Annotated in this window: 20 protein-coding genes; 10 read left to right on the forward strand and 10 right to left on the reverse strand. The window is 58.2% G+C overall.

The genetic code is table 11. The annotated features are described in order from the left end of the window. From ACT2B1_RS02575 to ACT2B1_RS02585, 3 genes are all read right to left on the reverse strand, one after another. A complete protein-coding gene (locus ACT2B1_RS02575) occupies positions 1–348 on the reverse strand; it encodes an EF-hand domain-containing protein (RefSeq protein WP_254428738.1) in 348 nt (115 codons plus the stop codon). 11 nt (positions 349–359) lie between these two features. Next, entirely contained in the window at positions 360–605 is a 246-nt protein-coding gene (locus tag ACT2B1_RS02580; RefSeq protein WP_171240333.1) for a glycine zipper 2TM domain-containing protein, read from the reverse strand. Positions 606–706: 101 nt separating this feature from the next. Next, on the reverse strand, positions 707–1,192 hold the full coding sequence (locus tag ACT2B1_RS02585; RefSeq protein ID WP_171211657.1) for a peroxiredoxin: 486 nt from the start codon (positions 1,190–1,192) through the stop codon (positions 707–709). Between the two features lie 99 nt (positions 1,193–1,291). Between ACT2B1_RS02585 and ACT2B1_RS02590 the strand changes: the two genes are divergently transcribed. The 3 genes from ACT2B1_RS02590 to ACT2B1_RS02600 are packed head-to-tail and all read left to right on the forward strand — an operon-like array spanning position 1,292 to position 3,281. Continuing rightward, entirely contained in the window at positions 1,292–2,503 is a 1,212-nt protein-coding gene (locus ACT2B1_RS02590; protein WP_481668513.1) for an NAD(P)/FAD-dependent oxidoreductase, read from the forward strand. Then, positions 2,500–3,057, forward strand: a complete 558-nt coding sequence (rsmD, locus tag ACT2B1_RS02595; protein ID WP_171122989.1) for a 16S rRNA (guanine(966)-N(2))-methyltransferase RsmD — start codon at positions 2,500–2,502, stop codon at positions 3,055–3,057. The genes ACT2B1_RS02590 and rsmD overlap by 4 nt, the downstream gene beginning before the upstream one ends. A gap of 44 nt (positions 3,058–3,101) precedes the next feature. Continuing rightward, the gene (locus tag ACT2B1_RS02600; protein ID WP_171122987.1) at positions 3,102–3,281 is read left to right on the forward strand and encodes a hypothetical protein; all 180 of its coding nucleotides are present in this window, start codon (positions 3,102–3,104) and stop codon (positions 3,279–3,281) included. Here ACT2B1_RS02600 and map read toward each other — a convergent pair. Beyond that, positions 3,269–4,081 (reverse strand): type I methionyl aminopeptidase, encoded by an 813-nt coding sequence (gene map, locus ACT2B1_RS02605; protein WP_171122985.1) that lies wholly within the window; start codon positions 4,079–4,081, stop codon positions 3,269–3,271. The genes ACT2B1_RS02600 and map overlap by 13 nt on opposite strands. A gap of 187 nt (positions 4,082–4,268) precedes the next feature. Here map and ACT2B1_RS02610 point away from each other — a divergent pair, with 187 nt between their 5' ends. Then, positions 4,269–4,649, forward strand: coding sequence for a hypothetical protein (locus ACT2B1_RS02610; RefSeq protein ID WP_481668514.1), 381 nt, complete (start codon positions 4,269–4,271; stop codon positions 4,647–4,649). Positions 4,650–4,709: 60 nt separating this feature from the next. Here ACT2B1_RS02610 and ACT2B1_RS02615 read toward each other — a convergent pair whose 3' ends face one another. Together ACT2B1_RS02615 and sfsA are read right to left on the reverse strand one after the other, a co-directional pair. Further along, positions 4,710–5,081, reverse strand: a complete 372-nt coding sequence (locus ACT2B1_RS02615) for a lipoprotein (RefSeq protein ID WP_171240337.1) — start codon at positions 5,079–5,081, stop codon at positions 4,710–4,712. A 169-nt stretch (positions 5,082–5,250) separates the two neighbouring features. Continuing rightward, entirely contained in the window at positions 5,251–5,949 is a 699-nt protein-coding gene (sfsA, locus tag ACT2B1_RS02620) for a DNA/RNA nuclease SfsA (protein ID WP_171240338.1), read from the reverse strand. Between the two features lie 52 nt (positions 5,950–6,001). Between sfsA and ACT2B1_RS02625 the strand changes: the two genes are divergently transcribed. From ACT2B1_RS02625 to ACT2B1_RS02640, 4 genes are read left to right on the forward strand one after another with little or no spacing between them, the layout of a single operon-like run. Then, a complete protein-coding gene (locus ACT2B1_RS02625; protein WP_171240339.1) occupies positions 6,002–6,724 on the forward strand; it encodes a competence/damage-inducible protein A in 723 nt (240 codons plus the stop codon). Then, complete coding sequence (locus ACT2B1_RS02630) at positions 6,721–7,449, forward strand: GNAT family N-acetyltransferase (RefSeq protein ID WP_171240340.1); 729 nt, start codon at positions 6,721–6,723, stop codon at positions 7,447–7,449. The genes ACT2B1_RS02625 and ACT2B1_RS02630 overlap by 4 nt, the downstream gene beginning before the upstream one ends. Beyond that, positions 7,446–8,018: a peroxidase-related enzyme gene (locus ACT2B1_RS02635; protein ID WP_171240341.1), complete on the forward strand. Its 573-nt coding sequence runs from the start codon at positions 7,446–7,448 to the stop codon at positions 8,016–8,018. The genes ACT2B1_RS02630 and ACT2B1_RS02635 overlap by 4 nt, the downstream gene beginning before the upstream one ends. Further along, positions 8,015–8,917, forward strand: coding sequence for an OmpA family protein (locus ACT2B1_RS02640; protein ID WP_481668515.1), 903 nt, complete (start codon positions 8,015–8,017; stop codon positions 8,915–8,917). The genes ACT2B1_RS02635 and ACT2B1_RS02640 overlap by 4 nt, the downstream gene beginning before the upstream one ends. Before the next feature lie 4 nt (positions 8,918–8,921). On the opposite strand, the gene ACT2B1_RS02645 is transcribed toward ACT2B1_RS02640, so the two are convergent. Next, positions 8,922–9,884: a sodium-dependent bicarbonate transport family permease gene (locus ACT2B1_RS02645; RefSeq protein WP_171240343.1), complete on the reverse strand. Its 963-nt coding sequence runs from the start codon at positions 9,882–9,884 to the stop codon at positions 8,922–8,924. 96 nt (positions 9,885–9,980) lie between these two features. Between ACT2B1_RS02645 and ACT2B1_RS02650 the strand changes: the two genes are divergently transcribed. Beyond that, entirely contained in the window at positions 9,981–10,898 is a 918-nt protein-coding gene (locus tag ACT2B1_RS02650) for a hydrogen peroxide-inducible genes activator (RefSeq protein ID WP_171122967.1), read from the forward strand. A 51-nt stretch (positions 10,899–10,949) separates the two neighbouring features. Here the strand turns inward: ACT2B1_RS02650 and ACT2B1_RS02655 are convergent, their stop codons facing one another. Further along, positions 10,950–11,855 carry a LysR family transcriptional regulator gene (locus ACT2B1_RS02655; RefSeq protein WP_171122965.1) on the reverse strand — a complete coding sequence of 302 codons (906 nt, stop codon included), beginning with the start codon at positions 11,853–11,855 and terminating at the stop codon, positions 10,950–10,952. A 228-nt stretch (positions 11,856–12,083) separates the two neighbouring features. On the opposite strand from ACT2B1_RS02655, the gene ACT2B1_RS02660 reads away from it, so the two are divergent. After that, on the forward strand, positions 12,084–12,524 hold the full coding sequence (locus ACT2B1_RS02660; RefSeq protein ID WP_254428737.1) for a DUF4399 domain-containing protein: 441 nt from the start codon (positions 12,084–12,086) through the stop codon (positions 12,522–12,524). Between the two features lie 24 nt (positions 12,525–12,548). Here the strand turns inward: ACT2B1_RS02660 and ACT2B1_RS02665 are convergent, their stop codons facing one another. Together ACT2B1_RS02665 and ACT2B1_RS02670 are read right to left on the reverse strand one after the other, a co-directional pair. After that, on the reverse strand, positions 12,549–12,926 hold the full coding sequence (locus ACT2B1_RS02665; RefSeq protein WP_481668516.1) for a hypothetical protein: 378 nt from the start codon (positions 12,924–12,926) through the stop codon (positions 12,549–12,551). Then, on the reverse strand, positions 12,923–13,120 hold the full coding sequence (locus tag ACT2B1_RS02670) for a hypothetical protein (RefSeq protein ID WP_254428736.1): 198 nt from the start codon (positions 13,118–13,120) through the stop codon (positions 12,923–12,925). Before ACT2B1_RS02670 ends, ACT2B1_RS02665 begins: the two co-directional genes overlap by 4 nt. Positions 13,121–13,139: the final 19 nt, after the last annotated feature.

Genomic DNA, 13,139 nt, shown 5'->3' on the forward strand with positions numbered 1-13,139 from the left:
CTAGTCCAACTGTCCGTTTCCGTTCTGATCGGCAGATGAAAAATCCTCATTCATCTGCGCGTCGTATTCTGCACGAGAGATAAGGTTGTCCCGGTTGCGGTCAACGCTTTGGAATTGTTTTATGTCCAGAAACGGCTTGGCCTCTTCCAGACCAAGGGTGCCGTTCTTATCCTCGTCCATTGCCTGAAACGCATAATCGGAAAAAGCGTTGAATTCGTCCTTGGACAGGAATCCATCGTTGTTCGCGTCTATCGCTTTCAGCTCATTTTCATGCAGTTCTGCTGCGGTCTCGGCAATAGCGGTCCCTGCCAGAACGGTCAGGCAAAGTGTTACCAACCCAAATTTCATGACGCGTCCTCTCAGCATGCGAATTTCTGACCTTCGATCCCGCCAACCGCAGCACCTGCAGCTGTCAGGATCGTTTTGCCGGACCCGCCGCCAAACTGGTTGCCGATTACTCCGCCCAAAAGCGCCCCGCCGACCGTGCCGCTGAGGCACGCGATCTCATGCTGGCGGGCGGCCTGTTGTTGCGGGGTGGGGGCCGGACCGCAGGCGGCTAGCGCGCCTGCTGTGCCCAGACAAAGGGCGAAAACCTTGCGCCTCATAAACAACTCCCTGATGAATACAGGTCGAGTATTCGCGCAACGGGGCAGTCTATCAAGTTAATTAGAGGTTTTGGCCCCGGATGTGCCGGGGCCAGACCGTGTCAGATAACGTCCAACAGGCCCTCACCGGCAGAAATTTCACATGCGCCGGGGTTTTCTTCCAGATTCAGTGCGGTGACCTTGCCATCCTCGACCAGCATCGCATAACGCTTCGACCGCGCGATCAGCCCGGCAGGCGGGGCGTCGAAATCCATGCCGATGGCTTTGGTGAATTCGGACGCAGCATCGGCCAGCATGGTCAGGCCCGCATCGGACGCGCCGGTGGCCTCGCCCCAGGCTTTCATCACGAAGGGGTCGTTGACCGAAACGCAGATGATCTCATCCACGCCTTTGGCGCTGAATTGGTCCTTGGTGCGCATGAAGCTGGGCACATGGGCCGAATGGCAGGTGGGTGTGAACGCGCCAGGCACAGCGAAAATCACCACTTTGCGCCCTTTGGTCTTGTCTGAAATCCGAACCTCTTCGGGGCCTTCTGCACCCATCTGGGTCAGGGTGGCGTCGGGCAGCGTGTCACCTGTTGAAATCATTTTTATGCTCCTGTCGTTTGGATTTGCAGAGTCGGGCTTAGCCGCAATATAGGTGGTCGCGTGGATCAGGCCACGGGAATTCGACAGGGTGAGGGAAAGATGAGCCATATTGTCGTAATTGGTGCCGGGCAGGCGGGTGCATCACTGGTGGCGCGGCTGCGCAAGGGTGGCTTTGACGGCGACATCACCCTGATCGGGGCCGAGCCACATCTGCCCTATCAGCGCCCCCCCTTGTCCAAGGCTTATCTGCTGGGCGAGATGGAGTTGGAGCGTCTGTTCTTGCGCCCCGAGAGCTTTTACGCCGAGAACAACATCACCCTGCGTCTGGGCCAGCGCGTGACCGTGATTGATCCGAAGGCCAAGACTGTTTCGCTGGGCGATGAGGTCATATCCTATGATGAACTAGCCCTGACAACCGGGTCGGACCCGCGCCGCCTGCCTGCCGCGATTGGCGGCGATCTGGCGGGCGTGCATGTGGTGCGCGATCTGGCCCATATCGACGAGATGGAACCGCGCGTGACCGACGGCGCTCGCGCGCTGATCGTGGGCGGCGGCTATATCGGGCTTGAGGCTGCGGCGGTTTGCGCCAAGCGCGGGGTCAAAGTGACCTTAGTCGAGATGGCCGACCGTATCCTGCAACGTGTCGCCGCGCCCGAGACCAGCGATTATTTCCGCGCGCTGCATACGGGGTATGGGGCCGATATCCGCGAGGGGGTCGGGCTGGACCGTTTGCTGGGTGAGGATGGCAAGGTGACGGGCGCGGTTCTGACCGATGGGTCAGAGATTGACGTTGATTTTGTCGTTGTGGGCGTGGGTATCGCGCCCGCGACTCAACTGGCTGAAATGGCGGGGCTGGAGCTGGACAACGGCATCAAGACCGACGCGCATGGGCGCACATCTGATCCGTTTATCTGGGCGGCTGGGGATTGCGCGTCTTTCCCTCATGCCGGGGGGCGTATCCGTCTGGAAAGCGTACCCAACGCCATTGATCAGGCCGAGATCGTGGCCCAGAACATGCTGGGCGCGGCCAAGGAATATACCGCGACGCCGTGGTTTTGGTCGGATCAGTATGACGTCAAACTGCAGATCGCCGGTCTTAACACCGGCTATGATCGCGTTGTGACCCGGCGTGGAGAAGGCGCAACCGTGTCCTTCTGGTATTACAAGGGCGATCAGTTGATCGCGGTGGACGCTATGAACGACCCGCGCGCTTATATGGTCGGCAAACGTCTGATCGACGCGGGCAAAACGGCTGATCCCGCCGTGGTGACCGACCCCGCAGCGGACCTAAAACCGCTGCTCAAAGCGTGAGGATCATTGCCGGAGAATTCCGCGGTCGGGCCCTAACCTCGGTCGGTAAGGGCGATGCGGGCGCGCATTTGCGGCCCACAACGGATCGGGTGCGCGAAAGCCTGTTCAACGTGCTGACCCATCAGATCGACTTTGACGGGCTGCGAGTGCTGGACTTGTTCGCGGGCACCGGCGCGTTGGGGCTTGAGGCGCTGTCGCGTGGGGCCGCCCATGTGACCTTCGTGGATGACGGGCGCGTGGCGCAGGGGCTGATCCGCAAGAATATCGACCTGACCCGCAGCACCGACCGAACCCAGTTGATCCGCCGCGACGCGACCCGGTTGGGTGACAATCCCGACGCGCCTTACGATCTGATTTTCCTTGATCCGCCTTACGGCAAATCCATGGGGGAAAAGGCAATCGGCGCGCTGCGCGGCTGGATCGCCGATGATGCCTTGATCGTGTGGGAGGAAAACGCGCCCATGCAGCCGCCCGAAGGTTTCACCCTGCAAAACAGCCGCAAATATGGCGATACGCATATCACGTTGATGTGGAAGGGTGTCTCGGACGCATAAGGCGTGCCTTTGGGGAACTTGGCTGATTGTGTTAGGCTGTGTTCATGGACCGTGTATTGACTCCTCCGATCTGGGCATCGTCACATGAGGCCGCAGCCGATACCGGCCCTGCGCGCAAACCGTTGCGCGCGCCGGTTTTCATCCATGACGCTGCGACGCCTTGGGGGTCTGAAACACTGCTCTTGAAACTCTGGCGCGATCAGAACGCCGATCAGGACGAATAGGTCGAGTGGAACTTGTTGCCCGGTGACAGGGTGAAGATGTCGAATCCATCTGCCGTCACGCCCACCGAATGTTCGAACTGCGCGGACAGGGACTTGTCCCGCGTCACGGCCGTCCAGTCGTCGGACAGGGTTTTGGTTTCGGGTCGCCCAAGATTCACCATCGGTTCGATCGTGAAGAACATGCCCTCTTCCAAAACTGCGCCCGTACCCGGCCGGCCATAGTGCAGGACATTGGGCGGTGCGTGGAAAACGCGCCCAAGGCCGTGACCGCAGAAATCTCGCACAACGCTCATGCGATGCGCTTCAACATAGGCCTGAATCGCGTGGCCGATATCGCCGAACGTGTTGCCCGGCTTTACCATCTCAATACCTTTGAACAGGGCATCATGGGTCACCTGAATCAGGCGTTCGGCCTTGCGGGGCAGTTTGCCCGCCACATACATCCGCGAGGTGTCACCAAACCAGCCGTCGACGATGACGGTGACGTCGATATTCAGGATATCGCCATCCTTTAGCCGCTTGTCGCCGGGAATGCCGTGGCAAACCACGTGATTGACGCTGATACAGCTTGCGTGCTGATAGCCCTTATAGCCGATGGTGGCCGATGTCGCGCCTGCGTCCTCGACCATCTGGGTGATCAGGCCGTCAATCGCCCCGGTGGTCTGACCGGGAAAAACATGCTCAGCAATGTCATCCAGAATCCGCGCAGCCAAGGCCCCTGCCGCGTGCATACCGGCAAAGTCGCCCTGTTCATAGATGCGGATACCGTCCTTGGTCAGACGGCCACGATGTTCCTTCATCGGTGCGAGGCTCCAAATGTTTCGCGCAGCATTTCTTTTACGCTGCTTGTGCAGAAAGTACCAGAGGGCGATGGGTCGCGGGTTTTTTCAACTGTTCAAATGGCGTTGAGCACGGGAATTTCAAGCAAGGGTCTCTGTCTGCCTCTGTTATGCTGCGCCAGCACTGTTTTCCGTACAGCGTGGCAGAATGAAGATTCTTGATGTGAAGAGATGGCTTGTTTTCGCCGTGGCGGTCTTTCTGGGCGGCTGCCGCGAGGACCATAGAACCCTGACAGCGCAGGAGTTGGCCTCGGAACTGAACATCAGCCGAAAGATTGCGTTTGAGCGGTTCCATATCTCTGGTACCGCCACTCTGCGGCGCGACGGAAGCTTCGAGGCCACAGTCCTCCATCTTGGGCGCGACACCGGAACCTGGTGGCTGGACGGAGACAAAATCTGCAGCCGGTGGGCGAACTTCCGACAAGGGCAAGAGCTTTGCGCCATGGTTGGGCAGAGCGAAGATGGTCAGTTTCGGGGGAAAAGTCCGATAAGCGGTTCATTTCTGGGAAATTTCCGCTTCTTGAACTGAGCCGGATTTTGCAAGCCCCCCGACCCTATGATCGAGGACGCTTGCAGTTTTTTGTTTGTCTCAGACGCAAGTGTAGAAAATGAAATGCACGGGGCGGACTGACCCGTCGGCCTGCGTTCTGTTGCTGACACCAAGGTCTTTTTTGATTGCGGCTTGTCCGGTTAGCCTTGGGCTGGCCTGACCTGCGCAGAATGCTGCGACGCGGCGTCTGACTTCGGGCTCGGTCACTTCGTCAGGGAAGAAGCCGACTTCAATGGTCTTGTAAACGCCACCTGATTCCAGTGGAAATGCCAGATCCAGACCTTGTTGGTCAGCAGGGTTTGGGAAAACACTTTGAACCAGTGTGGCACGGCGGGTTGCCGCCGCTTGGGGGTCCACGGAACAGGCGGTCAGGGTGAGCGCGGCGATAAGTACGGAAAATGTCTTTTTCATTGATGTCTCTGATATTGCCTCGGAACTGGAAGGCCGGATTCTGTCGTGCCAGACCCACCCTTCAAGTTGTGTGTGTTGCTGCAGTGTGGCACTTTTAAGGCGAGTGACGGCCAATTGTTCGCGTCGCATTCGAACAGGGCTCAACCCGTAAAAGTCGTTAGGTTGCGAATTAGTCCAAAGGCTTAGGCAGTACCCAAACACCTTCGGGTGAGATGCGTGTCGTGTAGATCAGACGCTCCACCCCTTGTGCCTGAACGGTTTCGAACGTGTCGGCATAAGTTGGGTCTATATCGGCGGCCAATGCAAACCGGTCGCAATCCGTGCGCTGCACAAGGTACAGCATGATCGCCCGGTGACCCCGTGCCACCATCGCGGAAAGTTCGCCCAGATGTTTGGTGCCGCGTGCAGTGACGCTGTCGGGGAATTCAGCCAGCCCCGGCAGGCGCGACAGGGTCACGCTTTTGACTTCGACATAGGCATCCGGCAGGCCGGGTTGGGTCAACAGAAAGTCGATGCGGCTGTTTTCGCCGTATTTTACCTCGGGGCGGACGGTTTCATAGGCGGCCAGTTCACGGATATCCCGCGCCTCCAAGGCTGCGCGCAGGGCTTTGTTCGGAACCGATGTGTCGACCCCGGTGAAATGGCCGTTTTCATGATCGACCAGCCGCCAGCCGTATTTCAGCTTTTTCTTTGGGTCGTCATTGGGTTCAAGCCAGATTTTCTGCTCTGGTTCCGCCAGCCCCATCATCGACCCCGGATTGGCGCAATGGGCGGTCACCTCGCGCCCGTCCTCCAGCCTGCAATCAGCCAGAAAGCGTTTGTATCGGCGGATCAGGCGGGCGGGGACAAGAGGGGTTTCAAATCGCATGGCCAAGGGCCTATACCTGCCCATAGGGTCGATCAAGAGGGGGGCACGTGCCATGGCCAATCCAACCGCCGCAATGCTGGTGATCGGGGATGAGATCCTGTCGGGCCGCACGCGCGACGCCAATATGCACTACCTTGCCGGTGAACTGACCAAGCTGGGCATTGACCTGAAAGAGGTGCGTGTCGTCAGCGACGAGGCCGCCGCAATCGAAGCAGCGGTCAAGGCGCTGTCTGCAACCCATGACCACGTCTTTACCAGCGGTGGGATCGGTCCGACCCATGACGACATCACCGCCGACTGTATGGCCCGCGCTTTCGACACGCCGATTGATATTCGTGACGACGCACGTGCCCTGCTTGAGGCGCACTACGAGAAATCCGGGCTGGAGCTGAATGCGGCGCGCCTGCGCATGGCGCGCGTCCCTGACGGTGCAGCGCTGATTGACAATCCGGTTTCAACTGCACCGGGCTTTACTATCGAGAACGTGCATGTGATGGCCGGGGTTCCTTCGGTATTTCAGGCAATGGTCGCCAGCGTTCTGCATGGGTTGACCCGTGGCAGCCCGCTATTGTCGCAAACCCTGCGGGTGGATCGCGGGGAAGGGGACATTGCCGCGACGTTGTCCGTGTTGGCCGAAGACTTCCCTGATCTTTCCATTGGCAGCTATCCATTTCAGGTCAACGGCGTATTCGGGTCCAATGTTGTCATCCGCGGGACCGACGGTGCTCGTGTTGACGCAGCCACTACTCGATTGGCGAAAGAGCTAGACCTTTGACGCTGCACTGGGGCGACGTGGTCGACGGCACTTGGCCTGCCGCCGAGTACAAGGTGCACGGCCCGTTCCGGTTGCGGCGGGGGTTGGGCGGGGGCTCTCGCGTGTCGGCTGCAAGTGCGCTTGCCCCGGCGGCAATAGCTGACATTGAAGAGGCCGAAGCTGCGATGCAGGCCATGGGGCAAAAGCGCATATTCTGTCTTTGGCCGGGGGATGAGGTGCTGGACAGACAGCTTGCGGACCGTGGGTATGACGTTTTGGACCCGGTTAACATCTATTCCTGCCCTGTTGAGCATCTGACGGATATCCCGATCCCACGTGTCACGGCTTTTGCCATCTGGGACCTGTTGGCAATCATGAACGAAATCTGGGCCAAGGGGGGTATTGGCCCCGACCGTCTGGCTGTGATGGATCGCGCGCCGGGGCCGAAAACCGGGCTGTTAATGCGGCGAGCGGACCAGCCAGCGGGAACTGCTTTTGTCGCGGCGCATGACACGGTTGCCATGGTGCACGCGTTAGAGGTTTTGCCGTCGCACCGGCGTCACGGCTTGGGCCGGTGGGCGATGCGCGCTGCCGCGTTCTGGGCGCAGGAGCAAGGCGCTGAAACGCTTAGCGTGATCTGCACCAAGGCGAATGATGGGGCCAACGGTCTCTATCATGCGCTTGGGATGGAGATCGTGGGAGAATACCATTACCGTCAGCTTACCCAAGGAGAGAGCCCGACGTGACTGATCACACCCTGCCAACAGCCCTGAACCTGCCGATGGCCGATCCGCTGCCGCCCGAAACCCAAAAGTACTTTGATATCTGCGTCGAAAAACTGGGTTTTGTGCCAAATGTGTTAAAGGCGTATGCGTTCGACATCGACAAGCTGAATGGCTTTACGGGGATGTATAACGATTTGATGCTGGGCGACAGCGGCTTGTCCAAACTGGAACGTGAGATGATCGCCGTCGTGGTCTCGGCCATCAATAAGTGCTTTTACTGTCTTGTGGCCCATGGTGCGGCGGTCCGGCAATTATCGGGCGATCCGCAACTGGGTGAGATGTTGGTGATGAACTACCGTGTTGCCCCTTTGGATACGCGTCAGCGCGCCATGCTGGATTTTGCGGCAAAGATGACGACCGCCAGCACCGAGATCGAAGAACCTGATCGTCAGCACCTGCGCGACGCGGGATTTTCGGATCGTGATATCTGGGACATTGCCAATGTGACCGGCTTTTTCAACATGTCGAACCGGGTTGCCAGCGCCACGGCGATGGCCCCCAATGAAGAATATCACGCGCAGGCCCGATGATCCGAATCCTCACCCTCATACTGGCCCTGTGGGTCGGGCCGGCTGCCGCGCAAGACCTGACGATGTCTTCTGGTTCGCGTCTGGTGAGCGACAGGACCAGTGCCCTGGACAGCTATGACATGCCAACCGGGGTTTTTGCCGACGGCTCTGTGCCCGCCCGAACGGTCGAAGGTAGGGTTGAGCGTTTGACGTGGCGCTTGCAGGCGGGGTCCAGCACAACGCTGCAGTTGCTGGAACCTTTGCGGGATCAGATTCAGGCACAAGGGTTCGATGTGTTGTTTGAGTGTGAGGCGCGCACCTGCGGTGGCTTTGACTTCCGCTTTGGAACCGAGGTTGTGCCAACGCCTGACATGTATGTCGCCATTCAGGACTATCGCTTTTTGTCCGCCACGCGCGGGGACGAAGCGCTGAGTTTGCTGGTCAGCCGCAACCCACCCGATGGTTATGTTCAGATGATCCGCGTTTCGCCTGCAGATGCCGAGGCCCCTCCGCCGCTTGTCATCGAAGAGACAGTAGAACAGTCGCAGGGGCTGCTGGCTGATCTTGAACAGAACGGCCATGTCATTCTGGACGATCTGCATTTTCGCACCGGTGAGATCACGTTGGGCGACGGCCCCTTTGCGTCGCTTGCGCTGATCGCTGCATATCTGAAAGACAACCCAGCGGTGCGGATGGCCCTTGTGGGCAACACAGATGACACCGGCACGCTCGAGGCAAATATCTCGGTCAGCACAGGGCGGGCTCAGGCGGTTCGCGTCCGCCTGATCGAAAAACATGGTGTCGCGGCAGACCGGCTTGAGGCGCGCGGTATCGGTTATCTTGCCCCGTTGACCTCGAACGCCACGCCCGAGGGAAGGGACCTGAACCGCCGGGTCGCGGCGATTTTGCTGGTCAACTGATCCGTCACATCACCCACCACAGATAAAGCGGCAATCCAACCGTGATGTTGAACGGGAACGAAACTCCCAGTGACAGGGTCAGGTAAATCCCGGATTCGGCCTTGGGCAGCGCGATTTTCATTGCTGCGGGCACCGCGATGTAAGAGGCCGAAGCGGATAACACCATCAGCAGGAACAGGCTGCCTTCGGACAGGCCGATCACTGCGCCGACTGCCCAGGCCATCACTGCTCCGATCAGGGGCATCAGCACACCAAAGCCAAACAGCCCCACCGACAGTTTATCGCGGTTACTCAGCAAGCTCCGCCCGGCTGAAAGGCCCATGTCCAGAAGAAACAGGCAGAGGATACCGGTAAATGGCGTCACGATGAATGGCGCGATCATCTGCATCCCCTCACCACCGGTTATGGCCCCGATGAAGAACGCCCCGGTCAGTAGGACAATCGATCCGTTTGCCAGCAAATCGCGCCAAAGCCCCGCTTCCTTTACGCCATTGCCATTTGATCTGTGGGCAAGCCACAGAGCGGACAGGATGGCGGGCACCTCCATCGCGGCGGCGACGGCGACCATGAACCCGTCATGGCTGAGGCCGACAAGGTCCAGCAGGCTTGTGGCAGTCACGAAAGTGACGATCGAAATCGACCCATAATGCCCGGCGACCGCAGCCGCGTTCAGCGGGTCCAGCCGGGTCATGACCCGCAGCAAACCAAAGGCCACGAACGGAATGGCAAAGGACAGCGCCACGCCACCCAGTAGCGTTAGAAACAGGTCCAAATGGATGCCATGCTCGGACAGATTGCTGCCGCCTTTGAACCCGATGGCCAGCAGCAGATACAGCGACATGAACTTGGCCGCACCTGCGGGGATCGAAAGATCGCTGCGCACAAAGGCGGCCAGCAGCCCAAGCGCGAAGAAAAGGATCGTGGGCACCAGCAAATTGCTGGACAGCGTGTCGATTACGGTTGGCATTTGCGGCTCCTGTCCCGGTTTTTGGGCTAGGTGCCTTGCCGAAATGCATTATCCAAATATTATCTTTCTAATTTTAACATAGTTTGAGGCTATGAAATGCGCCCAACTCTGCGTCAGCTTGAATATATCGTCACCGTCAGTCGCCTTGGCAGGTTCGGGCTTGCAGCAGACGTGCTGAATGTCAGCCAACCCAGCCTGTCAGCGCAGATATCAGCAGTAGAACAAGAGCTTGGCCTGCGCATTTTCGAACGCAATAGGGGCGGTGTTCACGCGACAGCCAAAGGCGAGGCGTTCATTTCACGCGCCCAGAAGATATTGGCCGAGGTTCAGGACCTGCGCCACGCCATGACCAGCGACGCGCCGGTCGGTGGACGGTTGAGGCTGGGCGTATTGCCGTCAATTGGCCCATATCTTTTGCCGCAGGCCATCAAAAAGATTCACCGGGATCGGCCGGGTCTGCGGATTGTTGTGCGTGAAGAGAATACACGCGATCTGGAACAGGGGCTAAAGGCCGGACGCTTTGACCTAATAATCTCAACCCCCGAAGATCATCCCAACACGATGCAGCAGCGTCTGTTCAATGAAACCTTGTGGATCGGCGTGGCCGTTGACGACTTGTTGGCGCGGGATTTGCATGGCGTCACCGCCGAAGACCTGCGCGACCGTTTGATCCTGACGCTGGATCAAAGCCATCGTCTGTCCCGAATCGTATATGCGCTGGCCGCCGAGTGTGGCGGTGTCGTGTCGGACGAATATGAAGGAACAACGCTGGATTCGATTGTATTGATGGCGGCTTCGGGGGTCGGAGTCGCCGTCTTGCCTGATTTGTACGCGCGGCGGCAGGGTATCTACCGCGATGAGGTTCGGCTGCGCCCCTTGGCTATTCCAAATGCCAATCGCGATATCGCGCTGTTGGCGCGTCGTGGGGAAGACGACCTGCCCGGCCGGAATATTCTGACGAAATCTCTGCGCGCGGTTGCACGCGACATGGGGTTGACGGTTTCGCCCGAATAAAAAAAGACCCGCACAAAATGCGCGGGTCGTACAGTCTTCACCGGGGAGAAATTACCAATCCATCGGGCCCTTGTCGTTGAAGGACTCGACCAGAAAATCAATGAATGCCCTTACTTTGGGCTGTGTGAAACGGCCGGGCGGGTAAACCGCGTAGACGCCTTGAACCTCGTCGGGCAGTGACGGCATCGCATCCTGAACGCGGCCAGATTTCAGCGCGTCCGCATAAAGATAGCTGGGCAGATGGGCGATCCCAAGGCCCGAGATCGCCGCGTTCAGCAGGGATTGGCCGTCGTTGACGCTTAGCCAGCCTGCAGTACGGACCTGACGTTTTTCGCCCGAAGGCGCGGTCAGTTTCCATACATTGCCGGACGACTGGCTGGAATAGTGCAGCAGCTTGTGCTCGTTCAGATCGTCGATCTTTTGCGGACGTCCGTATTTCTCGATATAGCTTGGGGCCGCGACCATACGTTTCACGGTTTCCGTCAGCTTGCGGGCGCGCAGAGTGCTGTCTTCCAACTCTCCGATTCGAACGGCCACATCAAAGCCTTCTGAAATTAGTTCCACATACCGGTTATTCAGAACCATATTCACTGTGATATCCGGGTAAGCTGCCAGAAAACCTGACAAAACCGGTGACAGGTGATTCACGCCGAAATCTGTCGCGACGCTGATTCTAAGCAACCCGGATGGCGCGGATTGCATCGAGGTCACCAAGGCGTCGGCTTCACCCGCGTCATTCAGGACGCGACGCGCCCGGTCATAGTAGGCCAGGCCGATTTCTGTCGGCGAAACACGACGAGTCGTGCGGTTTAACAGGCGGGCGCCCAGGCGGGCCTCCAGGCTCGATACGTGCTTTGACACGGCCGACTTGGAGATGCCCATTTTCTTGGCCGCGTCGGTGAAGCCACCCTGGTCCACCACGTTGGCAAAGGCTTCCATTTCGGTCAGTCTGTCCATTCTCGTTCCCCAGGTATTGGTTCGTTGACCGATTTTTGCGGCCAATCTGGGCGGAAACTGGGCAGACATGGGATAATATCAGGGATTTTATTCGGATCGTTTGCGTATAGGAAACGCGGAAACGATGGTTTCTTAATTCGCCACAAACTCAATACACGCAGGCTTTTATGGGAATTTGGCTAAATATGTTAAGATGAGCATGGCAAATTTGTGACCATGGAGAAGACAATGAGAGCTCTTTTTACCATCGCTGCCCTGACCCTTTCCGCGACGCTTGCTTTGGCCGGAGGTGAGACACCTTCGAACCCGGATGCCGAGGTCTATTTCGTGAATTTGTCGGATGGAGATACCGTAAAATCACCCGTGACGATCGTTTTCGGCCTAAGTGGAATGGGCGTCGCCCCAGCCGGAACAGAGAAAGAGAACACCGGCCATCACCACCTTCTGATCGACCGCCCACCGCTGGGTGAGGGCGAGGACGGCGCCGATGAGTTGGCCTATGGTCTGCCTGCCGATGACAACCACATCCATTTCGGTGGTGGGCAAACCGAAGTGACACTGGATTTGGCACCGGGCGAACATACGCTGCAACTGGTCTTGGGGGATGCGGGTCATGTGCCACACGCAACGCCAATTGTGTCCGAAGTGATTACGATCACGGTCGAGTAGGCTGTGCGCATTCGGTCGACCTATTTAGGCGGCAACAGGTAGTAGGAAGACTCTGCGCGCCAGCGCCGTATTCAGCCGTTCTTTTGTATACCAATTGTTGAGGACAACCTTAGTCATTAAGTCGGGGTTTTCCTGTGCGAACGCTGCAAAGTCATCTGATTGCCCATTGGCAAGACGCTCGGCAATCAGACTCATGAACGCGTAAGTGATCGTCAGATTGAACTTGTCAGGGTCACCCGCCTTGGCAGCAAGCGATCGGATTCCTTTCGCGTAGATCGCCGCGGCATCGATGAAATCATACTTGCGCAGCAGATCGTATGCGACTTGCACGTGTTCGGCATGTCCGAACGTAGTGTTGTCGATGGCGTGTGCTTCAAATGCGTTAGTGATATCGGCGCTCATTCACCGTCCTCCTTGAAGCGATGGCTGTCTTGGGACGTCCAGTCGAGGTCATAGACACTTTTGAGTTGCTTGATCTTCTCCAGCGTTTCCTCGGAAAACGCCGGTTTGTTTTCAAAACTGTGCAGGGCCATGCCTTCGATTAGATCGCTCAGGGTCATGTCCAGCGACTCTGCCAGCCCCTTCAGAACTTTCAAAAGCCGTCTTTCGATTCGA

The sequence above is a fragment of the Ruegeria sp. S263 genome, assembly GCF_056780525.1.